The 22,314-nt window shown below is 50.3% G+C and carries 25 protein-coding genes; 8 read left to right on the top strand and 17 right to left on the bottom strand.

What is annotated here, in order from left to right:
• The first annotated feature begins 188 nt into the window (after nucleotides 1-188).
• From SH451x_RS12865 to SH451x_RS12885, 5 genes are all read left to right on the top strand, one after another.
• Nucleotides 189-737, top strand: coding sequence for an RNA 2'-phosphotransferase (locus SH451x_RS12865; protein WP_479362858.1), 549 nt, complete (start codon nucleotides 189-191; stop codon nucleotides 735-737).
• 15 nt (nucleotides 738-752) lie between these two features.
• The gene (locus tag SH451x_RS12870; RefSeq protein ID WP_479362859.1) at nucleotides 753-1,220 is read left to right on the top strand and encodes a macro domain-containing protein; all 468 of its coding nucleotides are present in this window, start codon (nucleotides 753-755) and stop codon (nucleotides 1,218-1,220) included.
• A gap of 182 nt (nucleotides 1,221-1,402) precedes the next feature.
• Complete coding sequence (locus tag SH451x_RS12875) at nucleotides 1,403-1,609, top strand: hypothetical protein (protein ID WP_479362860.1); 207 nt, start codon at nucleotides 1,403-1,405, stop codon at nucleotides 1,607-1,609.
• Nucleotides 1,610-1,863: 254 nt separating this feature from the next.
• Nucleotides 1,864-2,547: a class I SAM-dependent methyltransferase gene (locus SH451x_RS12880; RefSeq protein WP_479362861.1), complete on the top strand. Its 684-nt coding sequence runs from the start codon at nucleotides 1,864-1,866 to the stop codon at nucleotides 2,545-2,547.
• Nucleotides 2,548-2,568: 21 nt separating this feature from the next.
• Nucleotides 2,569-2,679, top strand: coding sequence for a cyclic-phosphate processing receiver domain-containing protein (locus tag SH451x_RS12885; RefSeq protein ID WP_479362862.1), 111 nt, complete (start codon nucleotides 2,569-2,571; stop codon nucleotides 2,677-2,679).
• A 328-nt stretch (nucleotides 2,680-3,007) separates the two neighbouring features.
• Here the strand turns inward: SH451x_RS12885 and SH451x_RS12890 are convergent, their stop codons facing one another.
• Complete coding sequence (locus SH451x_RS12890) at nucleotides 3,008-3,805, bottom strand: PEP-CTERM sorting domain-containing protein (protein ID WP_479362863.1); 798 nt, start codon at nucleotides 3,803-3,805, stop codon at nucleotides 3,008-3,010.
• Nucleotides 3,806-4,008: 203 nt separating this feature from the next.
• Complete coding sequence (locus SH451x_RS12895; protein WP_479362864.1) at nucleotides 4,009-4,794, bottom strand: PEP-CTERM sorting domain-containing protein; 786 nt, start codon at nucleotides 4,792-4,794, stop codon at nucleotides 4,009-4,011.
• A gap of 416 nt (nucleotides 4,795-5,210) precedes the next feature.
• Between SH451x_RS12895 and SH451x_RS12900 the strand changes: the two genes are divergently transcribed.
• Nucleotides 5,211-5,816 (top strand): ECF-type sigma factor, encoded by a 606-nt coding sequence (locus SH451x_RS12900; RefSeq protein WP_479362865.1) that lies wholly within the window; start codon nucleotides 5,211-5,213, stop codon nucleotides 5,814-5,816.
• 160 nt (nucleotides 5,817-5,976) lie between these two features.
• Nucleotides 5,977-9,978: a protein kinase domain-containing protein gene (locus SH451x_RS12905; RefSeq protein ID WP_479362866.1), complete on the top strand. Its 4,002-nt coding sequence runs from the start codon at nucleotides 5,977-5,979 to the stop codon at nucleotides 9,976-9,978.
• Nucleotides 9,979-10,671: 693 nt separating this feature from the next.
• Here the strand turns inward: SH451x_RS12905 and SH451x_RS12910 are convergent.
• The 15 genes from SH451x_RS12910 to SH451x_RS12980 form a co-directional block, all read right to left on the bottom strand.
• Complete coding sequence (locus SH451x_RS12910; protein ID WP_479362867.1) at nucleotides 10,672-10,992, bottom strand: hypothetical protein; 321 nt, start codon at nucleotides 10,990-10,992, stop codon at nucleotides 10,672-10,674.
• 157 nt (nucleotides 10,993-11,149) lie between these two features.
• Nucleotides 11,150-11,590 (bottom strand): hypothetical protein, encoded by a 441-nt coding sequence (locus SH451x_RS12915; RefSeq protein ID WP_479362868.1) that lies wholly within the window; start codon nucleotides 11,588-11,590, stop codon nucleotides 11,150-11,152.
• A 153-nt stretch (nucleotides 11,591-11,743) separates the two neighbouring features.
• Entirely contained in the window at nucleotides 11,744-12,313 is a 570-nt protein-coding gene (locus SH451x_RS12920) for a hypothetical protein (RefSeq protein ID WP_479362869.1), read from the bottom strand.
• A 133-nt stretch (nucleotides 12,314-12,446) separates the two neighbouring features.
• The gene (locus SH451x_RS12925; RefSeq protein ID WP_479357295.1) at nucleotides 12,447-12,938 is read right to left on the bottom strand and encodes a hypothetical protein; all 492 of its coding nucleotides are present in this window, start codon (nucleotides 12,936-12,938) and stop codon (nucleotides 12,447-12,449) included.
• Between the two features lie 171 nt (nucleotides 12,939-13,109).
• A complete protein-coding gene (locus tag SH451x_RS12930) occupies nucleotides 13,110-13,304 on the bottom strand; it encodes a hypothetical protein (RefSeq protein ID WP_479357297.1) in 195 nt (64 codons plus the stop codon).
• Between the two features lie 575 nt (nucleotides 13,305-13,879).
• A complete protein-coding gene (locus tag SH451x_RS12935; RefSeq protein ID WP_479357299.1) occupies nucleotides 13,880-14,461 on the bottom strand; it encodes a DUF6714 family protein in 582 nt (193 codons plus the stop codon).
• A 169-nt stretch (nucleotides 14,462-14,630) separates the two neighbouring features.
• Nucleotides 14,631-15,020, bottom strand: coding sequence for a hypothetical protein (locus SH451x_RS12940; protein ID WP_479357300.1), 390 nt, complete (start codon nucleotides 15,018-15,020; stop codon nucleotides 14,631-14,633).
• A gap of 176 nt (nucleotides 15,021-15,196) precedes the next feature.
• The gene (locus SH451x_RS12945) at nucleotides 15,197-15,586 is read right to left on the bottom strand and encodes a hypothetical protein (protein WP_479357302.1); all 390 of its coding nucleotides are present in this window, start codon (nucleotides 15,584-15,586) and stop codon (nucleotides 15,197-15,199) included.
• A 300-nt stretch (nucleotides 15,587-15,886) separates the two neighbouring features.
• Entirely contained in the window at nucleotides 15,887-16,324 is a 438-nt protein-coding gene (locus SH451x_RS12950; protein WP_479357304.1) for a hypothetical protein, read from the bottom strand.
• 212 nt (nucleotides 16,325-16,536) lie between these two features.
• Entirely contained in the window at nucleotides 16,537-17,358 is an 822-nt protein-coding gene (locus tag SH451x_RS12955) for an SIMPL domain-containing protein (protein ID WP_479357306.1), read from the bottom strand.
• Nucleotides 17,359-17,787: 429 nt separating this feature from the next.
• Nucleotides 17,788-18,270, bottom strand: a complete 483-nt coding sequence (locus tag SH451x_RS12960) for a hypothetical protein (protein ID WP_479357308.1) — start codon at nucleotides 18,268-18,270, stop codon at nucleotides 17,788-17,790.
• A gap of 661 nt (nucleotides 18,271-18,931) precedes the next feature.
• Nucleotides 18,932-19,282 (bottom strand): hypothetical protein, encoded by a 351-nt coding sequence (locus tag SH451x_RS12965; RefSeq protein ID WP_479357310.1) that lies wholly within the window; start codon nucleotides 19,280-19,282, stop codon nucleotides 18,932-18,934.
• Nucleotides 19,283-19,437: 155 nt separating this feature from the next.
• Nucleotides 19,438-19,860: a hypothetical protein gene (locus SH451x_RS12970; protein ID WP_479357311.1), complete on the bottom strand. Its 423-nt coding sequence runs from the start codon at nucleotides 19,858-19,860 to the stop codon at nucleotides 19,438-19,440.
• Nucleotides 19,861-20,619: 759 nt separating this feature from the next.
• Nucleotides 20,620-20,976 (bottom strand): DUF5662 family protein, encoded by a 357-nt coding sequence (locus SH451x_RS12975; protein ID WP_479357313.1) that lies wholly within the window; start codon nucleotides 20,974-20,976, stop codon nucleotides 20,620-20,622.
• A gap of 132 nt (nucleotides 20,977-21,108) precedes the next feature.
• Nucleotides 21,109-21,516, bottom strand: a complete 408-nt coding sequence (locus SH451x_RS12980; RefSeq protein ID WP_479357315.1) for an FxLYD domain-containing protein — start codon at nucleotides 21,514-21,516, stop codon at nucleotides 21,109-21,111.
• 576 nt (nucleotides 21,517-22,092) lie between these two features.
• Here SH451x_RS12980 and SH451x_RS12985 point away from each other — a divergent pair.
• Nucleotides 22,093-22,314 (top strand): transposase, encoded by a 222-nt coding sequence (locus SH451x_RS12985; protein ID WP_479357317.1) that lies wholly within the window; start codon nucleotides 22,093-22,095, stop codon nucleotides 22,312-22,314.

The following is a 22,314-nucleotide window of genomic DNA, read 5'->3' on the forward strand; positions in this document are numbered from 1 at the left end:
CTGATGGATTGGCCGTTGGAGCACTCGAAACGGTGACTCGAATAACCCCGAGGCTATCAGACGACTCTCCAACGCCCTCGAAGCAGGTTATTCTCCAAATCCGCCAAAGAGCCATAACCTGGACGAGAGAACCGGCTGATTTCGAGCGGTGTCGGCTCCACTTATGTTGTGATATGCTGATTTAACCTATGTCACTTACATCCACCAGCAAATTTCTCAGCCTTGTACTCCGGCATCAGCCTGAGGTTGTGGGCATGCAGCTTGATCCCGAGGGTTGGCTGCCAATCGATGAGCTGATTGAGAATGCCAATCGTCAGGGAAAACACATGACGCTTGAGTTGTTGCATGAGGTCGTCGTGTCGTGCGAGAAAAAGCGGTTCTCACTCAGTGAAGATGGATTATTGATTCGAGCCAATCAAGGACACTCTGTCCGTGAGGTGGAACTCAATCTTGATGCGGTCTTACCTCCGAGCGTTCTTTATCATGGGACGGTTGCAGCGTTCTTGGACAGCATCCGCGAGCAAGGCTTGTTGAGACGCTCTCGAAATCATGTGCATTTATCTGCGGACATCGAAACCGCCAAGAAGGTCGGTTCTCGGCGCGGGAAGCCTGTGATCTTGACCATTCACTCTGACGCCATGTACGAATCTGGTCACGCCTTCTACCTGTCGGCCAATAGCGTTTGGCTAACTGACGCTGTCCCTGTTTCATTCATTCAGTTCCCGCATCAACCTTGAGAAATCGCTCGACTCATGGCAGCAGTAGAATTGGTTACCGGTGATTTGCTGGATCAGGATGTTGAGGTAATCGTTAACGCTTGGAATCGGAATATCATTCCTTGGTGGTTGTTGCTGCCGCAGGGTGTCTCGGGGGCAATAAAGAAACGGGCTGGCTACCAACCGTTTCGCGAGGTTGCCAAGTATGGTCCGATCCCGCTTGGGGGTGCTGTCTTGACCAACGCTGGTCGGCTGCCTTTCAAGGGTATCATCCACGTGGCTGGAATTAGCATGTGGTGGCGAGCATCAGAATACTCGATTCGTGAGTCTTGTCGAAATGCAATCCGAATCGCCCGAGAACACTCGTTCGCCTCTGTTGCCTTTCCGCTCATCGGCGCAGGTACTGGTGGAGGCACGATGGCGGAGGTTGAGAAAATTATGTTCGATCAGCTCGGCATGGAGGAATACGCTGGTAGACTCGTCGTTGTCAAATACAAGAAGTAGTCAATGAACATCAAAGCTAGTTTCGGTGGGGGCGTTGCTCAGCCGCTGAATGCGGGATCTAATTTTGCAAATAGCTACAGAGTCGTCGACCTGCGATCCCGCAAACGTTGACTGCTGCCTCGGTAGATCAACTCCAACTCGTATTCCAATTGACTAACATCCGGGCTATAGGAGCCAGTGCCATGACCGAAAAAGACATCCGTAAAATTCCACTTCCAAGAAAGTATGCATTGCTGCTGGGGTCGTTGGTCGGTGCTGCTGCCGGATGCACTGGTTTTCTATCGTTGGATTGGTTCAGCGCCCTGGTGATGGTCGCGTTGTTTGCCATCATCGGCGGCATCGCCGGGGTCTTCGTGTATCTCTACGATGTCAAACGACGGAAGCGCTAGTCGCCTGTGTAAACACGATACTATGTGCTGTAGAAGCTGACCTATCGCGGCAGATGCGCCTAACTAGATGCGCCTAACTAGATGCGCCTAACTAGATGCGCCTAACTAGATGCGCCTAACTAGATGCGCCTAACTAGATGTGCAGCACTTTGATCGCTTTCATGAAGCTGTTCGTGTCAATCCTTCGGAATCAACCTTTCATCGCGCTCGTTCAGGTTGGCAAAAGTTCGATCCAAGATTAGCCCAGATCACGAATGAACATCAAACGATTGTTGAACGCAGCTGAGCTTGAAGACTCGCCAGTCGTTGCCAATTGCACCATGAATCGTGAGAGGGATCTTCGTGGTTCTAATGGTTACGAAGTAGAAGTGGGATTTGATCCACTGGAATGGTTGCATGGACGATTGGCGAGGCAGAGCACCGTTCGCTGGCTCGATCTGTGTTGTGGAAGCGGTAAGGCTCTGATTCAAGCCGCGATATCGTGCGAAAAAATCAGCGGTGGATCGGTAAGAATCACGGGCGTTGATTTGGTGGATATGTTCTTGCCCAACAAATCAACCAATCTGCAGCTGATGCAGGGTTCCGTTTTTGATTACGAGCCGATTGAGCGATTTGACTTGATCACCTGTGTGCATGGACTCCACTATCTTGGCGACAAGCTGCAAGCGATAAGACTGGCGGCGTCTTGGCTGGTTAGCGATGGCCGTTTTGTAGCGAACCTAGACGCTGCCAACCTTTGTCTCTCGGATGCAGGCAAAGGACAACGCAGAATTGTGCGATTCCTCCGCGAGCAGGGATTCGAGTATTTACCAGCTAAGCACTTGCTGAAACTCACTGGCCACAGGGAGTTCGAAATCCCCTTCAAGTTTCGCGGGGCAGACGATTCCGCTGGTCCAAACTATACCAAGCAACCGGTCGTGACCTCGTACTACGAATAGCTGTGATCAGAATGGCTCAAGATGAAAATTTATTTAGATGATGAGAGAGCGACGCCCGAGAGCTGGACGCGAGTGTATTGGCCCAACGAGGCGATCGAGTTGTTGAAGTTTGGGCGGGTGACTACGGGGTAACTTTGCCCGCCAGCGCTTTGCGGTCTTGGGCCCGAGGCCCGCGACCGCGTGTGGGGGCTTGGCGCTGTAGCACACCAAACCTATTGCGAAACGTGGGCACGAGACCCAGTCTCGCGTTACAGGTGAATCACATTCGTCACAGGAACAAAAGCAACAAATTGCAATGTTATGTCAGTAACGAATTTTTAGAAGCCCTGGTTGAACCCGAGTATGCCTGCATCGACTCAATCAGAAAGGCGTTTCAAAATGTTTTGAAGGCAACTATTGCCTAAAGTTAAGACCCTTGCTGACCCATTTGCATTTCGCCGTCCTATTTCTGTCCTTCGTTTTACGACTTCTTCACAGCCGACCTTAAACGTCGCCGAGCGACAAAGCCGGCCGCGCCCATTCCAAGTAGTGCGATGGATGTCGGTTCGGGCACAGCGGTAACGTCTAAGCGGGATACACCTGAGACTGAAAGTTCAATCTCGCTGAAGGCCGCACGTTTGCCGGCTCTGTAACTCGACGTCCATTCATACTCGTTACCCGAGATGAGATTTCCTGTCAGCGAACCAGTGAGGTTGTTAATTTGGTTTCCGCTAAAATCCCATCCGCCTGTGTATGAAACCAAGTCGACGCCAGCGGTCAGGTCACGAAGTTTGTATATAGACAGTGTGGTAATTGTGTTATCCGGAAAGGAGCTCCCTCCGGAAGTTGTATATACGGAATCACTCAAGGCGGTGAACAGAATTGTCGAATCCCCGCGGCCTTGCGCAGCGGGAGCAGGGCTTGCCTCGGTAGGAATTTCAACGAGCCAATCGCTAGACAGAGAGCTCCCGGTGGTTTGGGTAACTTGGTGGCTATTATAGACTCCAGAAGTTGGACCGAAATCGTTGAAAGATTGTGTGCTAGCACCTAATGTGTTTCCTAAAAGACTTGACGCACTAACGTCATTCACAACGCCGGGGCTGGATTGGATACGCACGTTGTCTGTAACGCTAGTCACCGAAATAATATCGGCCTGGATAGTACTAGTCGCGAGCAAGCTAGTTGCCAGAACCAACAACAACGCTGAACAACGAACTGCCGTCCTGCCGATCGACTTGGGCGTTTGGGGTGGGGTGGGATTAAGGATTTGAAGTGTCATGTTGACTTTGCTTTCATGAAGGTGGTGGTAAAACAATTTCCGGAACTATCGCATCCGGCTAACGTATAAGAAATTTGATTTCAACTGCATCTAACAACGGACCGGGCAAGAGGGACATCGCACTTTGGACGCCCCCCTAGAAAACGTGCTTTGCCCCAAAGAGTTACTCCCGGTTTGGGGCTGTCTTCTTTTTGTCCTTCGTACTACGACTTCTTCACAGCCGACTTGAAACGTCGCCGAGCGACAAAGCCGGCCACGACCGTTCCAAGTAGTGCGATGGATGTCGGTTCAGGCACAGCGGCAACGTCTAAGCGCGCGACACCTGTGGCTGTAAAACTCAGAGAGGAGAGGCCCTCCCGTTTACTGGCTTCGTAATTCGACGACCACGAATACTCGTTACCCGAGATGAGATTTCCTGTCAGCGAACCAGTGATGTTGTTAACTTGGACTCCCTCAGTCCAGCCGCCTGTATATTCAAGCAAGTCGACGCCAGCGGTCAGGTTACGAAGTTTGTAATTCGACAGTGTGTTAATTCTGTTTTCCCCAAAGAGGTTTCCTCCGGAAGCTGTATATACGGAATCACTTAAAGCGGTGAAGAGTATTGTCGAATCTCCAGAGCCAGACGCATCGGGACCAATGCTGGCCGCAACAGGAATTTCAACTTGCCATGCAACATTTATCACGGTCCCGGTGGTAAGGGATTGTTGGCGGCTACGATAGCCTCCAGTAACTTCATCACCTGTACCGATGATTGTAGACAGGTTGTTTCCTAAAAGATTTGACCCACTATTGCTAAGCTGATTGCTGGGGCTGTCCTGGAGAAACACGTTGTCTGTAACGCTAGTTACGTCAATAATGTCGGCCTCGACAGTACTAGTCGAGAGCCAGCTAATTGCCAGAACCAACAACAAGGCTGAACAACGAACTGCTGTCCTGCCGATCGACTTGGGCGTTTGGGGTGAGGTGAGATTGAGGATTCGGAGTGTCATGTTGACTTTGCTTTCATGAAGGTGGTGGTAAGACAATTTCCGGAACTCTCGTATCCGGCTAACTGATAAGAAGTTTGATTCTGACTGCGTCTAACAACGGACCGGGCAAGCTGGGGCATCGCACTTTGGTACGCCCCCCTTGAAAACGTGCTATGTCCCCTAAGGGAGTTACGATGGTGGTGTTTCCTGTCGGGTGAGGGTGAAGGATTAGATGCCGGAAGTGGGGTGATAGGCCGCGTGAACCAATCGATCCTCATAACCAGAATGTTCAAATGCGGCTCAAGTCCGACAGGCCATCGCTAGAATTTTTGGAATTCGCTGGGAGAAGTTATCGCTGGGAGCTATCATGCAAGCGTCGAAACATCTGGGCGGTCAGGGGTTGCGACAGTCATTTTTTTTCGCCGGAGAAGCTCGCATTGGAACGCCCATCAATCACAGGTTGGATTGACCAACTTGCCGATGGCAATGAGCAGGCAGTCAAAGAACTGTGGGAACATGTTTCCGCGCGGGTCTGTGCGTTCGCGCGTCAAAAACTCGACCCGCTTACCCGACGCCAATACGACGAGAACGACGCCGCAAATAGTGCTTTTCATAGTCTGTGTCGTGGTATCTCCGATGGGCGACTGGAAGCTAAAGACCGCAACGCCTTATGGGGTCTGTTGGCCGTCATCACGTCTCGAAAAATCTCCGCTCAACTGCGAAGTGGCCATCGTCAGAAACGAGGCGGCGGAAATGTGAGTGGTGAATCCGGCTTTGCCAAGCTTGGCGATGCCGGCATCAACGCGGTCGGTTCCAAACAGCCGCCACCTGATGAGTTGGCAGAAGTCGCGGAAAGCTGTGCCCAACTACTCGATGCTGTTCCTGACGAAACGATGAAGCAGATCGTGTTGCTCAAGTTTCAGGGGGCCACGAACGCCGAAATTGCAAGCGAACTGAATTGCACAGAACGGACCATCGAACGAAAGCTCGAACGAGTTCGCCGTATCTGGATCGAGGCAGGACTGCATGACGGCGAGCAGTGATGAGACTGGCAAAAACATGGATGTGCAAAAAGCATTTGCTGCGGCTTCACTATTTGCCCAATTCTTGTTGCCAAATTTCTGTTACCCTGTCGGAGTTTTCCGCTGTTTGACCATTGGAAGATAGTGACAACTCCATTCTGCCTATTCATCTTTTTGCCCTGTGGACGACCCTTCAATCAGCAACCCTGCCTACTTCGCACTGACGGATAAGCAACTCTCTGAAATCGATGCACTTTGTGATCGTTTCGATTTGGAGTTGGTGAAAGGGCACGCTCCGCGCATCGAGACATTCCTGGTAGAGGCTCCAGATGCCGCTCGCGAAGGACTGCTGGCAGAGCTGTTGGCCATGGAAGTGGAACATCGCACGAAGCAAGGTGATGTACCGCAGCAAGTGGAATACCTCCAGCGATTTCCGCAACAGGAACGCGTAATCGCCGCGGTGTTTGCTCGTGATGCAAAAGCGGTGTTTTCAGACGATCGAGGCACGATTTCACTACCAGTCAACGTACCGCCCGTCCTAGCCAATTTTCGCCTGATTAAAGAACTCGGCCACGGCGGCATGGGCGTCGTCTGGCTGGCCGAACAGGACAAGCCGGTTAAACGTCGGGTCGCACTGAAGCTGATCAAATCAGAGTTGAACTCGAAAGATGTGATCGCTCGCTTCGATGCCGAGAAACAAGCTCTGGCAATGATGGATCATCCCAACATCGCCCGAGTGCTTGATGCCGGCACGACGGACGACCGTCGTCCATACTTCGTGATGGAACTGGTCGATGGGATTTCGATCACTCAATACTGCGACGATAACAAGCTGAGTGTCGACGAGCGACTGAAGCTGTTCGTCCAGGTATGCAAAGCCGTCCAGCACGCTCATCAAAAGGGAGTTATTCATCGCGATCTGAAGCCTTCGAACGTTCTGGTCTCGGTCATTGATGGCGAAGCGGTTCCAAAGGTTATCGACTTTGGCTTGGCGAAAGCCGTTGAACGGGACGGGCTGTTGACCGACATGACAATGCAGACGGAGTATGGCAAGATCGTCGGTACGGTTCAATACATGTCGCCTGAGCAAGCCGAGCTGAAAGGAGTCAATGCGCAGGATATTGACACTCGAACAGACGTCTACTCACTCGGTGTTATTCTGTATGAACTACTGACGGGCTCCACTCCACTGGATAAAGAAACCCTGGGTCGAAACGCACTGTTGAAGATTCTCGAACTCATCCGAGTGGAAGACCCACCTCGCCCCAGCCATCGTTTGAGTTCGTCATCGGGCGAAGTGAATTCAGCGGTCGGCGAGTTGCGAAGGTTACATCCCACCAGGCTTCATCAACTTTTACGAGGCGAACTCGACTGGGTTGTGATGAAGGCTTTGGAGAAGGATCGCGTTCGTCGATATCAAACCGCGAATGATCTTGGCCAGGACTTAACCAACTACCTGACGGGCGAGACGGTGACCGCGCGGCCACCATCGACATGGTATCAGCTTCAGAAGTTCGCCAGACGACATCGCGGCCTGGTGGCTGCCATGCTTGCGATTAGTTTTGTTTTACTGGTCGGTTTCGCCGGCACGACGTATGGACTGATTGAAGCGAACCGGAAAACCAGAGTCGCGGAAGACAAGACCCGAGAAGCGAATGAACAACGCGGGAAAGCCATTGAGGCAGAAGAACGAGCGACAGCCGAATCACAGCGTGTCCGAAGTTCAGAAGCCGTCGCCAAATTTCAGCTTGCCACCGCTCGCTGGGAGTCTAGACGAGCGCGCGACGCTAAAGATTTGCTTCGCGAGATTCCAGGCGAGTACCGCGACACCTTCGAATGGAATTATTGTAACCAGCAATTCGATGGCAGTGTCTTCACCTGTTATGGGCACTGGAAACGAGGGCGGAGCGTTGCTTATAGCCCCGACGGAACACGAGTCGCCACGGCGAGTGACGACCATCGAATCAAACTCTGGGATGCGAACTCAGGCCAGGAAATCGGCACGCTGTGGGGACATCATGGACGAGTGGTCAAGGTTGTTTACAGTCCTGATGGATCACGCATTGCATCAGCAGGTTACGATGACAAGACCGTCAGGATTTGGGATACACGATCGGGGCAAATACTCACAACGCTCGAGGGTCATGAAAGCCCCGTCGTAGGAGTCGCGTACAGCTCGAATGGCGATCACCTGACTTCGGTGAGCACTGACGGCACTGTCAAGCGATGGGACACGAGTACCGGACGAGGCTTATCCGAATTCAAAATCACGGGACCCATCCTGTCCGTTGCATTTAGTCCTGACGGAACACGCATAGTGTCCTGTGGCGATTCGACAGTATATCTTTGGGATGCCATAAAAGGTCAGGAGCTCGCAAGACAATCCGATAGAACGCAGTGGGCATACAGCGTTGCCTTCAGTCCAGATGGCCAGCACATCGCCGTCGGGTCCTATGACATCGTGACCCTTTGGGACGCAGGACTGACAGAGTCACTCTGGGTTGCGGATGCAAAGGCGGGGTGGATTAATGATTTGAAGTTCAGCCCTGACGGCACTCGGATCGCATCCGCATCGGGAGACCGCCAAATTAGGGTTTGGGAGGTCCGTGCCGGGACGGAGATGATGGCACTGGTTGGTCATAGCGACGAAGTGAAGGACGTCGCCTTCAGCCCTGACGGCGCGCGGTTAGCATCAGTTAGCTCGGACACAACTCTGAAGTTGTGGGACGCTCGCACCGGACAAAAACATCTCTCCCATCGGGCTCACCGCTCCAAGGTGAACGGAGTTGCCTTTAGCCATGACGGGACACGAATCGCATCGGTGGGGCTGGATCGCAGTTTTCGGTTATGGGAGGTCGAGACGGGGCGGACAATCATCAGTATGAACAGTCTTGAACCTGCCGCAGAGCCCGCTGCGCATTGTGTCGCCTTCAGTCCAAACGACGCGTACATTGTATTCGTCGGCGACGACAATGCCGTGAAGATTCTTGATGGGCGAACAGGTGCGAACCTGAAGTCCTTGAAGGGGCATGAGGGCCTGATCAACGCAGTTGCCTTTAGTCACGACAGCACTCATGTCGTCTCAGCCGGCCAGGACCAGACGGTCAAACTTTGGGATGTTGAATCGGGCGAATCGATCACAACTTTCAAAGGACATAGCGGACGGATCAATGGCGTTGCCTTAAGTCCCAACGGCACTCACGTTGTGTCTGCATCCGATGATCGGACGATCAAAGTCTGGGACACACAATCGGGCCAGGAGATCATGTCGCTCAGCGGCCATCTCGAGAGTATTGTCGACGTTGCATTCAGCCCTGATGGCAAACAAATCGCATCCTCGAGCAATGATCAAACGATATGCATCTGGGACGCTCAGTCTGGCAAGCAGATCTACTGCATGAAAGGACATGTGGCAGGAGTGACCGGGATTGCGTACAGTCCCGACGGCAAACGCATTGCATCGACAAGTTTCGACCGTGCGATAAAGCTGTGGAATACTGAAACAGGTCGAGAGGTCTTCACCATCGAGAAAAGTCCTCAGGGCTTTTTCGGTGTTGCGTTTAGTCCGGATGGCTTGCAAGTCGCCGCTGGTGCGGTCGACGGATTAATCAAGTTATTTGACGCACCCATCGAACACGAAGTCACAACGTTACTCGGACACACCGATACCGTCGTCCACTTCAGCTTTAGCGATGACGGCAGGCAGATTTATTCGGAATCCAGAAATGAAAAAATGTTCTGGGACTTGGCGACAAAACAACATGACTCAGACGGAAGCTTTGATCCACCTGCCAGGCATACACAGGTTTCTCCGGACGGTCGCTGGCTGATCAATGCCGACAGGAACAATCTGCTTCTTGTTGATCTCCAATACAAGAACACGGCACATCAAGGCAACTACCTTGCTGCGAAGGCTCGATTTGATCCCCAGTGGCATCACGAGCAGGCGACGGCAGCCACCACAACAAAGAACTGGTATGCGGCGACCTTCCACTTTGCTTTGCTCGTCAAGCAGGTTTCGGATGAGAGCAGGTTCCGTGACGACCTGCAGACAGCTTATCAAAAGCTCGTTGACCAATTCGAAAAGGACGATCGCTCGGTGGCGGCGTTTCTCCCTTCAGTTGTTAGGGAATCCCTTCGCATTTCCGGCGGCACGGATGCCGCCCCACGAAACACCCGATAGCAGGCCAATTGGCTACCGGTCGGTCGTGTTGCATCAGCCAGATGTTCGCTAGAAGTCTTGCCCACCGAAGGTTGCCATCCTCAATCCACCATAAGAATCATTTCGCCGCATTCGAGCGCTAGAGGCTATTTGACAGCGGTGCGGACTGCTCAACTTCTCTGTTTGGTTAGGAAACTGACCGCAGTAGGTTATTCGAAGAAGCCGACGTTTAGCAAACAAGCAAAACGTCGGCTTTTTTCGTATTTTCCTGCAATCTTCCGGGTTTCGACCACTCTCCCGAGACTCGTTCTTCGGTCGCGACTTTCGCCAAATCAGCCCCTCTCTGGGGGCCAATCAGAGACAAATACTCTCAGAGTCTCTGGGTTATCCGTGTTGTCTCTTCAGCTAACGCTGGCCGCCGGGTTAACGACTCTGAGTTATGAATTGTCTGCCTGACAGGACTTTCTTTTCCGTTCATTGATCTGCCTCACCAGGTGGACCAAAGTTGCAAACTTTGCGGGCGGTAATAGGGAAACGCGTCAGATTGGGAGCAGGACGACGGGGAAGTGAGAGGATCTCGACAATGCCAGTAAGTCAGATCTATCGGCAGTGCCGGTTCGTGTACAACGCAGTGCTTGGAAGGAACGTCTTTCAAGCACAGTACAATTCTCTTAGGCGGTCATCATTCATGACCTAGATATGAGTCACGCAGCATCATTGTGGTACCATCGAATAATGAACCTTATAGCCCGGCTCACGACCGAACTCAAAATGTCGGGGCAGATTCACGTCTTCTATCCGCCGCATGTATTTTGGAGTCCTGTCATTTCCGATTAGAAAGAAAGAGTAGCCATCTTTATCACCGACATACAGTACGGTACCTTCAAAACCCTTGAGCGCAGCAATCCAAAGTCCCCAAGGATCTTCTCTCGCAACCGGGCGTAAGTATACAAATTCCCAAAAGCCCCAGGTCAAGCCAAAGACTGTCACAATTACAAGGAGTGCTCTGACCATCCGTGATTTTAGGCGTGTCATCGAAGCAGCACTCCCTTCGTGAACTGCACTTCTCTAGTGGATGGACGAAACATCGGTCGCAACGACGATAGCCGACGTTGATCGTGCCTCCACCAACCTGGCTTCCACTTCAAATAAGACGGACGAGGGCTTCGATCGAGCATGTTATTCGACGGTCTCACGCGGTCAGTGCTGAGTTGCGAGGTAACAATCGGATAAAGACGCCGCAAGCAATAGGAATTAGGGCAATCAATCCCAACAATACTGCGTAGTGAAGAACTATGCTGTTGGAATTCCACAACGCAAGTTGTCTTATTCCAATATAGGTAATTGGTATTGAGGCAACCAACAGAACAAGAGAGATAAGCAATCGAACACGCACACGGTTCATTCGCAGAAAGTAACTGAGAACAATCGACAATATCCAATTGGGCAGCGCTGTCAGCACGGCTAGGGCAAAGACGACCGTCGTCCACGTTCCCATATTTGGAACGTACGGCAAATTGTCGATAATGATTTCAATCGCCCAAAGTGAGACCAATGGCGTCCCGACGATTGTCACACATGCCGCAAGCATGTCGATTCGCCGATGTGCCCACGAGCTTGCTTTGTCGTTCATCGGAAGACTCGTTTCAGCTTCAGCGGACGGTGCATATGGACTGCCGATCAACTTGGTTTCCTTTGCGGTCCAACATCAACGGTCACTGGTGTCCCATAACGTTAACCTGAATTCTGAAAGACACCGGATGGCGAACTCTGGTAGACCGTTTTGTTACGTCTTTTTCCATTCTCGGATTTGATTGTACAGCCATTCACGGTCAGTCTCACCTAGAAATCTACCTATTTCGAACCATTCTGCCCCTTTGGTAAAAAAGAGACGTTGGCGTTCGCCGCTTCTATCTAACTCAAATCCGTTCATTTCTTCTTGGTCCACATCAATCAAAAGCCGGTCACGAAGCATCAAATGCATTAATTCAAGAGGATTCGCAATTGCAGCTTTATTCAAGCGCAATACATAAACGATTGGGGAACAAATCCCAGTGTCGTAAGTCATCGATTTATCGGTAAAAGTCAATACCTCGGGGTGAGTCCGACGTCCCACGTAGTAGATTGCAATGAATGTAAAGATCATGCCGATGATTGACAGTGCCGACCAACTGATGGTGAAGAATAACGGCGTGCGTTTGGCGTCACTCTCCAAGAACATTGCAAGATGGAAAAACGGTCCAGCAATGATACTAGCTACCCAAACAATAATCAGCATGTTTGCTGCGTGCTTAACATTCGGATACTCCCATCGATAGGAAAAACCAGTTTCTGTTTCCTCGCTTAAAATATTCATGACTGAATCGGTAAACAAAAGTTTCAATTACAAACGACGCAACGACTCGGGGCACCGATTTGCGGCCAGTGGTGTATCCATTTGCAAAACTCACCGACTTCAGCGGCGATGCTACTGTGTGTTTTCGCATTCTTTAGCGAATCATGTCCTTAATGCCGGGAAGCCACGACTGGAAGAATCGGACTGCCTCTGGGCTCTGTTCCGCAGCCGACAAAACGTATTTACCAATCGCGCCACCGCCGCAAGCGTAGTATCCACAAGCACCACCCCCACACGCCACGACACCAATCGCTGCGCCGCCGAGTGCAAGCAGTCCAATCGCCCCGCCGCCTATTGCAACAACCCCGATCGCTCCGCCACCAACTGCAAAGAACCCTTTTGCCATGCCACCAAGGGCTATTACCCCGGTCGCCAAATCACCAATTGCAATGATCCCCCGCGCATGTCCTCGGATCTCACCGCGTTCAGGGTTTGGTCCCGTAGCTATATCGTAAAGCGGCAAGCCGCATATTACGGTACTAGATCGCTTTCGGACTCCACAAAACTGCACAGTCTGTCTGAGCAATGCGACTTCTTTCTCAAGCGCTCGGATTCTCGACTGCATTTCATTTGAGTCTTCAGACATTTCAACAACCTTTAGCGGTAGCGATGAGCGGGCGGTGACGGACGACTTAAACACATTCGCCACTGTTGCCCCGTCACCATCGCATGGTTATAGGTGATCATAGCAGTTGCTGATCGAACCTTGTACAATGATTGTGCAAAAGTCGATGTATTCGCTATACGATTGTAAGTCTTATTTCGCCATCGGCGGTCGGTGAATCAGTATCCCAATTATAAGCCCTGCAATGCCTCCGACAATCACGTACTGAATTTCATAGTGACGCTGAGGCGCAGAAGCAATTGCCGGTGCGAGCGACAGCCCGAGCAACCCGAAGGCAGTCATCCATGCAAGTGTTTTTGCGATCTGAGTTATGAAGTCCGACGCCATAAAACTCTGTTCGACAAGTCCCGAAAAGCATAAGTGCTCCACACGCCAGTACTGCGACCGTCGCCAGAGTGGCTGTGAGTTGCTTCATCGTACAAACGTTTTCAGCTTTGCGAAATATGATGAAAATTGGAACTCTACCATACTTAAGAGGTTCAGTAAGAAACCAAGCGATGCTAGGAACACGGACGATTCCTGATGGCCCCTGGAATGCAATATGCTTTCACGTGCGACGCTATAGTTAAGTCTCAAGTGACCCTCAACGATGTCATTTTCTGGTCGTTGAATCTTCCTGTGGTCTCGGCCGGGTGTTCCGCGATCATTCCCTTCGTAGCTTTGTGCAATGCCTAACAAGAAGTTGGGTTTTTCGAAGCTCAGTGTTGTTCAGGGCCGGACAGCCGGAACCTACCACTCTTACCCGCTACTTTTCTTGACTACATATCCACCAGCGACAAAAGCTCGACGCCTTTTACGCAAGTTGAAGGCCAGGTTACTGTGACTGTGGCTAACAGCTACTCAGCTGAGAGTTCCAATCACTCGACGTCAACTATTTCCAGTTCGATTCGAACATCCGATGGTTATTCCCTTTGTTGTCCGTCACGATACCGATCAATGGACGCGTCGATGTCGTTCTTTTCGTGCTGGTAGTTGGGGTGCTCCCGAATCAACTCTAGTGCAGCAATTATTGCATCCCGCTGCTCGCGAGTCAGGAGTGCTCGCCAACCTTTGGGGTGTTCGTCAGCGGCATACAGACGATCGATAAATCCATAAGGATGCTTGTCATTCAATTCTGCGATCAGGAAAGCCGGGAGGTGAAAAACAAAACCTTGCGGATCAAAATATGCCGGAGAGCAGTGGCATTTCGCCAAGTCTGCAACAGAGATTCGTTTCCAACCAAGCTTCTCGTCCGATTCGCGAAGTCGTCGCAATTCTGCATCCGCCGCATAGTCGTCTAATCCGTTTGCTTCGAAGAGCCCGATGCCGTTATCCAACTTCGTATTCGCGAATGCGCGTTCAATCTTGGCGACAACATCGTCAACGTGTGGAGCGAACGTTTTTACCCAATGTGTGAACGAATCAATAATGGCCTGATCTCGAATGTGGTCACGCAATTCGTCAATGTCAAATTCGTCAATGCGGAAGCAACGATCGTCATGCATCAAGTTATCGCATCATTTTGAAAGGGGAACGTCGAACAATCACCGAGCGACAACGGAGATAGTTCTAGTTTAAAAGAGCACAAGTTGACCGCTCGTGTGCAGTAGCTCGTTGCGTTTTCTGCTATCGAGCAGCACTATACCAACGATATTGTAGGGCTAGGATTCTAGACTATTTTTTGACAAATTTGTTATGGTACATCACGGAATTAACGTTTGAATACATTACGGAATACTCCTGTGCTTTCCCATTCGCGTCAAATTTGAATGAGATCAACCAAGATCCGTTTGGCGCATCAATTGCCAACGCGTGCGCGCCAAATAAGGGGTTGTTCAACTGTCGATAACCGTTAGTACTGCTAAGAGTGTCAATCTGCTGTCCGGTTTGGTTCAACATACTGTCCAGCGTGTCTTTCGGAAATGCCTTGGCGAATTTGCCATAATTCTGGTACTCGTAGACGAAGAAACCAACCAATCCAACAACCACAATGGCAATAATCGTAACGCCAACGATCATCAACCAATTTAGAACAGATCGATTCGGGCCACTTGTATTAATCATGATGCGTATCGATATCAGAAAGTAATGCTAATTTTTTGGAGACCGAGCAACGTAAATTGGTAGCAATTGTGAATTGAAGGATAACGCCCCGCATCATGGGACGGGAGTATACAATGATTTCAAGACCGACTCGTCACCGCCGATCCAGTGCATGCGATGGTTGGCCGTAGTGCGCGTTACAGTTTTCCCTCTATCGCTCGCTCGAACCACCAGGCGATCCATCCGTAAGGCGGAATCTGAATGTTAGCAAACATTTGGACCCATGGAAGAAAAACGAAAAGAAAGGTTAGGATATAGCTGGCATAGACCAACCGGCGTTGTCGTGTTGCATCTTGTCCCCTTGCTGGCTGCATCACGCTCAAGAAAAGTAACCCGAACACCGCAACAGTATTTATCGCCGGATAAATGAAGTACATCGTCACAGTGAGGAAGAATTGCACTGCCAAAGCAATCGACGCGAAAATTAAGACGAAGAATGGAATGCGGGATATGCGATGGAACTGGGGCCCACTTCGAGGACTGGAAGAAGATGTGGCAGGCGACTCATATGGATTCTGTTCAAGCATACGAGCTTCCATCGACGGACGGCGGCGTTGACCAAGTGCGAATAGGAAATGCTACAATGTCCTAACGCGTCGATCCAATGCCTTGTTCGTCACAATTTCAGTTGAGCATTGATAGTTCCGAATCGATTCGCGAAATCAAAGACATCCAATAGGAGCGTGCCATGGCCCTAGTTTCGACGTCTCTCGCTCGCCTACCAATTAGGTCAATTGTACCATGAATGCGTCGCGGCGGTCAGTGAGGTAAGCCTTGAGATCAGATTGTAATTATGGTGGCGATAACTGGGTCGCCGAGTTCAAGTGTTACGATAACCGAAAACCAACGCTCAACGGCTCCGTGTTCATCGCTTGGTTTTTATGCTTTTCTAGCCGATTTATCAAATGTCGCGATTCGGAAGTAGGAAGCGATTGAGCGCGACATCGCTGCACCCAAACTTGCGATAGTTGCCCCAGTCCAATGCCAGTCAAGACCGCGCCCAGTGGTGAACCAAGAAAAATCACCGCCAACGCCGCGGGTTCGATTACACGTTGCGAAAGCGAAATCGTTCCGCTCTGCGTTAGCTTTTGCAAATACAGTGCGGTGTGGTGAACTCCCGTTTCCAAAAGCTGCGAAAGAAAAAGCATCCAGGCTGCAGTTGCACAAACGAAGGCGAACCACCAGATGCGACGACCGCCCGCCTGGGCGATGATGGTAAACACCACTGCGACGAAGAACACTGGAACGACTAGGAAACTGGCCATCCCAAAATCTTAATCGGCCGAGAGTAATGCAACCGGGAGAGACGCAAGTGTGACGACAACCACGATAGCGGCGTGGGCGACGATTCGATAGTTCGAATTCATTGCGTCTTCTCGTGACATAAGGACTCGATTCAGCCATCCCGAGCAGTAGACTCTACGCAAGTCAAAACGCCTGATCGAGGGCTCGGTTACAATCGTTTGTTCGTGACATTCTATTCGAGATCGAACCGAAGTTCGACAGTATAGGTTCGCGAGAGCTTTGAAGGATCGTTTCCGAAGACTTCATTTTCGGCAGGACTGAAGTTGGCAAGCGGGTTCTTTTCTGCGGCTGCATCATTCCAGTATCCATAGGTCAGTTCCGACCAATACCTCCATCTCCCATTTATTTCCGGAGTTAATGCTGCAAGCTTGCCCAAGGACCTACCAGAGAGTGCAGCAGTCGACTTGGCACTCGCAAGAGCCTCATCATACGCCTTCTTGGAAACATCCTTGATTTGGGATTCGTTCAGTTCGCCGACATAGAGAAAATAGATTTTACTGGATTCGAAAACAGGTTGCGATTTCAGGCGTTTGCAAGTGTCCTGCGGAAGGATTGCAAGTTCGTCCATGGTCATGTCAGCTACTGGAATATCAAATGACATGTAGGCGACAGCCGCAATTTCTTTTGATTCCGTTGTTGGCAACAATGCGTTGGTACTTGATCCATTGAAACTCCCGGTTCTAGGCGTCGTGTCCCATTCTGGGATTCGAGAGGTTGTGGTCTTGATCGAATCCTCAGGAATGTTGATCGTTTTCAATGCGTCAATCGCGGCTTTCTTTTTCGCACTTACGTTTGCAATCGCATTCCTGGGTTCGACATCAACGGATTCAAGTGTTACGAAACCTCGAAGGATTTTTGCGGGAACCGAAATAGCTTGAGAGCTAGCAACCGTCAGTCCGTTTCGTTCACGCCAGTCTGGATTAACCGAAATTTGCGCACTGCAGTAATGTGCGAGGAAGGTAACCCAAAAACAGGCGGTCGCAATCGTTCTCATGGTTGGGCTAACTCCCCGATCTTTTGCAGAGACGAACCACTCATTACCCACAGCTAGCGAGCGATATCTGGCTCTGGGCCGTGGTTACCTCAGTTACAACGTAAATGTTTTTAATCCGCAGTCAACGTGGTGTTACTGCACTTTCCGCAGTCAGCGCGCATAATCTCATTTCCACAGGCTGGAACGAAAGTTCGCTGAGATGTGCCTGCTCCAAAACTTGGCGAAAACGCAACTCGTCGCTCAAACCAACCTTTCCGGGGATTATGCTTTTGCGTCGTCACTCACTCAAAGGAGAAAGGGCCGATGCGATCTGCATGAGTCGTTTCACAGGCTGGTTGCTCGGTTGCTGTATCGTTGTACCGAGTTCCGAAGCGACGAACGGTGGCGTTAGACGTTAAAGTGTAGACCTGTGTCATTGCCCGCCCGCATTCAACGCTTTGTTCGCCGATCAACAATGCTTGTAACTACATATGCAACAAGTGGGAACAGCAGTGTGAGCGCTGAACGCACCGCATTTACAAGTTCACTTGGCCAAGTCCATGGTATCACATTCCCCGTGGAAAGGAGAACAACGACGTAGCCGATGACTGTGATGCCCGCGAACATCCACCATCGTGATTGTGAGTCATGTGAATCAATCCACCTTATGGTTGCGATCGAAACAATAATTGCCAATGCTAGGTTAGGCATGTTTGCTGCAATCGTGTTGAGCGACAGTTCACAATGGATTCGAACTACTCTTTCGAGATTATCATACGCAGCCGCCCGCCCATTGCTTAACCAAGCTGTCAATCCCAAGGTCACAGTGAGTGCACAGTAACCAACAACTCCTGCGAGGAAAGCAATTGCATAGCGCCACGGACTTGTTGGCGTCGCTGAAATAGTGCTGGTTGCTTCGTACGGATTGATCATTTTTCGGTCGACAAAAGAGTCGATGTAATTCCTCGGGCTAGGGGAAGTCTTTGATTTTAAATCTGGCGACTCGGGCCCGTGACAGCGAGTCGCATTGAAGAATGCTCAATCAAATTCTTCCAACCCAAACCTATGGATTATACACGATGAAGAGCTCGCCCTTGAATTCTAGCCACTTTGAAACCAAGGACTTCATAGTCGGCGGCGCTCACCGCGGCCCGCGAAGTTAATGTTTCCATTTCAAACCCAGTCCAACGCACGCTCCGGCGCCACGCTTGGTTTACTAGCTCTATTACAAATGTCCATCCGTCTGCAGATGAGGTGAGAACTAGTATTACTGTGCAACCGTACCAGAAGAAAACCAAGCGCTACAAGCGCCTTGTGCGATTTCGTTTACTGGCTGAAAAAAGCTAGAGGTCTATCCAACAGCACGCACCGTGCGGAAGATTGGACTTGCAATCATCATTTTCCATTTCCTGCCATTTGAGTTTTCATCTTTCGATGACAGTGCCAAACATAGGACGCCAAGGCGATCATTAGGAGCAGTTGTATTGGAATTGATACGCTAGGTACATCATAAAGTAGCCGACCAACCAAAGCTAAGCATGCACCCATCAAGAAAAGCAGGCCTTGATTTCGAGCTCGCCTTGATTTGGAAGAATCACTCAACACTACCACTGGCAACCTCGCAATTAAGATCAAACCAACATGATGCAGGAGCACGAGTATCGATCAAATACTGAAGCTTGGAGATTCCGAGCGACTCGTTCGCAATGAATCCAGCGATAGGTTCGCACAGTCCGTTGCGACTACTGTCGAGAACGTATGCAATGGAGCATCCGGCCACGCGCGTTGCGGCGTCATCGAGATCACCGTGTGTAATCGAATAAGGTATGAATCGCCCTTCCAAGACTTGGTAAGTGACAGGGCTTGGTAGTCTTTCCAGCAACAAGCGCAGCAAATCAATCCGGTCCGTGCGACGAGCGATGTTGAGTGGAAAAGCTAGTGACATGGCTTTAGTGGCGTAAGGTCCGCAATCACCGACGTCGCGGCGAATAGATCAAACATCAGAAAATGGCCTAGCTGCGAATTCAGTGCAGCGATTTGTTACCATTTACTCGGGCGTAAGTATCGGAGGAATCGTCGCCAAAAAAATCGACCTATCCTCTATGTCCCCGTATTGATCGACTTCTCAGTATAGCGATCTGCAAACTGAAATTCTTGATGAATTTCTTCTACTAGTGCATCAAATTCTCGGATTAACATACTGGTAGTCGTTTGCATCATCAATGTCGCGATCAAAACACCGACAAAAAAGAGAAGAAATGAAACTGCAAGCAATGCCTGCCCCCACGAAGTTGCAGCGGTATCCATGCCTAGTCGCACATGGATCCCTTTTAGAGTTCTTTCAATCGCGATCATTCCGGTGCCTTCCACAAGGTTAGACAAAGCGCTAAACTTGGAAAATCGAAAGACGTTCTCCGACTGACTGTAGAAGATCGTGACATTTCTGCATTCGAGTGCTCGCCTGATCGATTGCTTGAGTCGGTCTTCGTCAAGCGTCTTTAAATGGAGGTTACGGATTATCATTGAGCGTAAAGTTTGTTGTGTCGCATGGGCTGGGAATATGGAATCGTCAAGATGCAATGGCACTTCAGACGATTAATTTGGGAAGTGACGCACAAATAATTTAGTCTACTACCGAACATTCGATCACCGAGTGGGGCTAACTTATTTACATTCAGGAATCGCTCAATCCCTCGCTCCCGTCCATCGGATCGTAATTCCGATACAGGAGTACTACTGGGGCCGCAAGTCCTCACCGATGCCTTCCAAGAAGAACTCTACTCGCCCACATTTCGGGCAACAGTATACATCAAATTTTTCTTTGTTCACAAACAACTCTCCCAGATCGCCCAGGACGCCGTATAGGGTACCTTCGTGAAACTTCTTGGTACCGACGTATGTAAGTTCTTGATTACATCGAGGACAGGCCAAGACGTTTTTTGATAGCGAAGACGACTCTGCGGTTGTCCAACTGCTTCGCACGTTATCCACTTCCTCGACGGAGCGGAACGATGGATCTTCAGTTCCGTCTTGCGAAGTACCGCAACGCCAGCACGTATCGAAGGAGGGTTCGATGGATTCTCGACATTTCTGGCAGTGCCACATGTACTTTTGTCTTTCACAATAAACGGCAGCCATTGACCGAGCCCGAGCGGCAAGCTTAACACAAGTCGGCCAATCGAGCTGGTCGCGTCCAATAGTTGGCAGTCTCAGTTTTGAGTCGATGCTTCTACGAGCCAATTTAATGTATTTGTCTATTCGTTGCCTATCCACCCTTTGACGCTATTCATCCGTCATCTCGTTTGGATCCGAATGAAAATCAGGGTGATGGCGATTTGTTCGAACGTGGTGCTCGATGGCTTGGCGCACTAATTCTTCCACGCCATCCGGATATTCAAATGGTTCATTATTTCGACGGCATCGATGGTACTCAGTAAGCCAGATGTATGGTACCCGTTCTTCATTCGAGTACTTCGACGCATCGTGAACTAACGATCGTCGAATAAGCTGTGCGTCATAAGGTGTCACCGCTGCCATTGCAAAGAGGCACTTGCGTACTCGACCGATGTGTTCAAACGTTCGGCGTTCGAAGTTTAAGATCATTTCCGGAGTCGGATTATTGCCCTGTGTGCTCATCATTTATTTGGCGAAACGACTGCGGTAGCCGGGCCGCCGCCAAGAATCTATGATCTTGGAACCCGCATCATCGGCGTCTCTGGGGCAACGCTTGGTTCGCTTCGACGGTCGAGTCGTGCACCTTGCCATTCGGGATCAAAACAGTGACGCCCGACCACCCGCCACTTTGACAACCATCTTGGTGTCCGGTGCGGTCAGTGCAGGATTGGGGTTCGTAATGGTTACCTTGAAATGCTCTTCAGCCTTGCCTGTGACATCCGTTCGGAGATACTCCGTGGCCTCATCAACAAATGCTCCAGTTGCATCAAAAAACTCAGCCTGAATCGTGACACCGGTCCATGTGCGAGAGCCTGAATTTGTGATCAGCCCAACGATCTCCAAGCGTCCCTTATTGGTGCGTTTTTCCGTGTCGCTGATAGATAATTCCGTGGCGATGTCACCCTTGAAGAATGTCAACTTCAGGAGAGGAAAGAAACCCAACAGTAAAATAGGGACCATGATCAAGAGATGCTTCCAGCCCCATGACATGTTTAGGTTCGACATTTCTGCCCCGCAATTGGAGCACTTTATCTTTGCACGCATAAGATCATACTTTTAATAAGGCGAACTATTCATAACACGCCGCTAGCGCGTGATATCAGGCTATGCCACAACGTTTTTCTCAGCTAGAGCGTAAATATCTTCTACTACGTGGTCAACACGGCGTTACTGTATTTTCCGCAGCGAGCGCGGGTAATGTCATGTCCAAGCATTGGAAGAAACACTTCTTCAGATATGCTTTCGAGCATAGTTCGCCGAAAACGCTATGCGTCGCCCGAAATCATCGATCAGCTTTTAGGCTTTTGCAACATCACAAAGCGGAAAAAGACGGTGCTAGTTGTGTGGCTCTTTCGACACGCTCACAGTTGCACAGCCAAGAGTTTGAAAAAAACAACAAAGCCGAACAGACAAAGAGCCTCGTGGGCGAGGCTGCCAATCGTTTTTAAGCAAATCTGCATTCAACTTAAAACCACGGAACTGAGTTTACCTAAGAACGTGTCCCGAAATTGACGTGTGCATAAAAAAATCGCTATGAAACCGTTGTGAAAAAATCCCATAACGGAATACGGAGTCATAGCGATGGAACGCCAATATCCCAGCGACCTTACCGAAAATCAATGGCAGTTGCTTTTTCCTCTTCTGCCACCGCAGCCCCCTTTGGGACGCAAACCTATTGATCGCAGAGTCATTATCAATGCAATTCTTTTCATCAATCGAACTGGTTGTCAGTGGCGTCAATTGCCAAAAGACTTTCCCAAATGGAAAACCGTTTACAACATCTTTTGGAACTGGCGGATGTAG

It is taken from the genome of Njordella aestuarii (genome assembly GCF_056494165.1).

Excerpts from the sequence above, each read along its gene's own strand:
- SH451x_RS12865 (WP_479362858.1), top strand. The coding sequence starts at position 189 with ATGTCACTTACATCCACCAGCAAATTTCTCAGCCTTGTACTCCGGCAT.
- SH451x_RS12870 (WP_479362859.1), top strand. The coding sequence starts at position 753 with ATGGCAGCAGTAGAATTGGTTACCGGTGATTTGCTGGATCAGGATGTT.
- SH451x_RS12875 (WP_479362860.1), top strand. The coding sequence starts at position 1,403 with ATGACCGAAAAAGACATCCGTAAAATTCCACTTCCAAGAAAGTATGCA.
- SH451x_RS12880 (WP_479362861.1), top strand. The coding sequence starts at position 1,864 with ATGAACATCAAACGATTGTTGAACGCAGCTGAGCTTGAAGACTCGCCA.
- SH451x_RS12885 (WP_479362862.1), top strand. The coding sequence starts at position 2,569 with ATGAAAATTTATTTAGATGATGAGAGAGCGACGCCCGAGAGCTGGACG.
- SH451x_RS12890 (WP_479362863.1), bottom strand. The coding sequence starts at position 3,805 with ATGACACTTCAAATCCTTAATCCCACCCCACCCCAAACGCCCAAGTCG.
- SH451x_RS12895 (WP_479362864.1), bottom strand. The coding sequence starts at position 4,794 with ATGACACTCCGAATCCTCAATCTCACCTCACCCCAAACGCCCAAGTCG.
- SH451x_RS12910 (WP_479362867.1), bottom strand. The coding sequence starts at position 10,992 with ATGACACGCCTAAAATCACGGATGGTCAGAGCACTCCTTGTAATTGTG.
- SH451x_RS12915 (WP_479362868.1), bottom strand. The coding sequence starts at position 11,590 with ATGAACGACAAAGCAAGCTCGTGGGCACATCGGCGAATCGACATGCTT.
- SH451x_RS12920 (WP_479362869.1), bottom strand. The coding sequence starts at position 12,313 with ATGAATATTTTAAGCGAGGAAACAGAAACTGGTTTTTCCTATCGATGG.
- SH451x_RS12925 (WP_479357295.1), bottom strand. The coding sequence starts at position 12,938 with ATGTCTGAAGACTCAAATGAAATGCAGTCGAGAATCCGAGCGCTTGAG.
- SH451x_RS12930 (WP_479357297.1), bottom strand. The coding sequence starts at position 13,304 with ATGGCGTCGGACTTCATAACTCAGATCGCAAAAACACTTGCATGGATG.
- SH451x_RS12935 (WP_479357299.1), bottom strand. The coding sequence starts at position 14,461 with ATGCATGACGATCGTTGCTTCCGCATTGACGAATTTGACATTGACGAA.
- SH451x_RS12940 (WP_479357300.1), bottom strand. The coding sequence starts at position 15,020 with ATGATTAATACAAGTGGCCCGAATCGATCTGTTCTAAATTGGTTGATG.
- SH451x_RS12945 (WP_479357302.1), bottom strand. The coding sequence starts at position 15,586 with ATGCTTGAACAGAATCCATATGAGTCGCCTGCCACATCTTCTTCCAGT.
- SH451x_RS12950 (WP_479357304.1), bottom strand. The coding sequence starts at position 16,324 with ATGGCCAGTTTCCTAGTCGTTCCAGTGTTCTTCGTCGCAGTGGTGTTT.
- SH451x_RS12955 (WP_479357306.1), bottom strand. The coding sequence starts at position 17,358 with ATGAGAACGATTGCGACCGCCTGTTTTTGGGTTACCTTCCTCGCACAT.
- SH451x_RS12960 (WP_479357308.1), bottom strand. The coding sequence starts at position 18,270 with ATGATCAATCCGTACGAAGCAACCAGCACTATTTCAGCGACGCCAACA.
- SH451x_RS12965 (WP_479357310.1), bottom strand. The coding sequence starts at position 19,282 with ATGTCACTAGCTTTTCCACTCAACATCGCTCGTCGCACGGACCGGATT.
- SH451x_RS12970 (WP_479357311.1), bottom strand. The coding sequence starts at position 19,860 with ATGATAATCCGTAACCTCCATTTAAAGACGCTTGACGAAGACCGACTC.
- SH451x_RS12975 (WP_479357313.1), bottom strand. The coding sequence starts at position 20,976 with ATGATGAGCACACAGGGCAATAATCCGACTCCGGAAATGATCTTAAAC.
- SH451x_RS12980 (WP_479357315.1), bottom strand. The coding sequence starts at position 21,516 with ATGTCGAACCTAAACATGTCATGGGGCTGGAAGCATCTCTTGATCATG.
- SH451x_RS12985 (WP_479357317.1), top strand. The coding sequence starts at position 22,093 with ATGGAACGCCAATATCCCAGCGACCTTACCGAAAATCAATGGCAGTTG.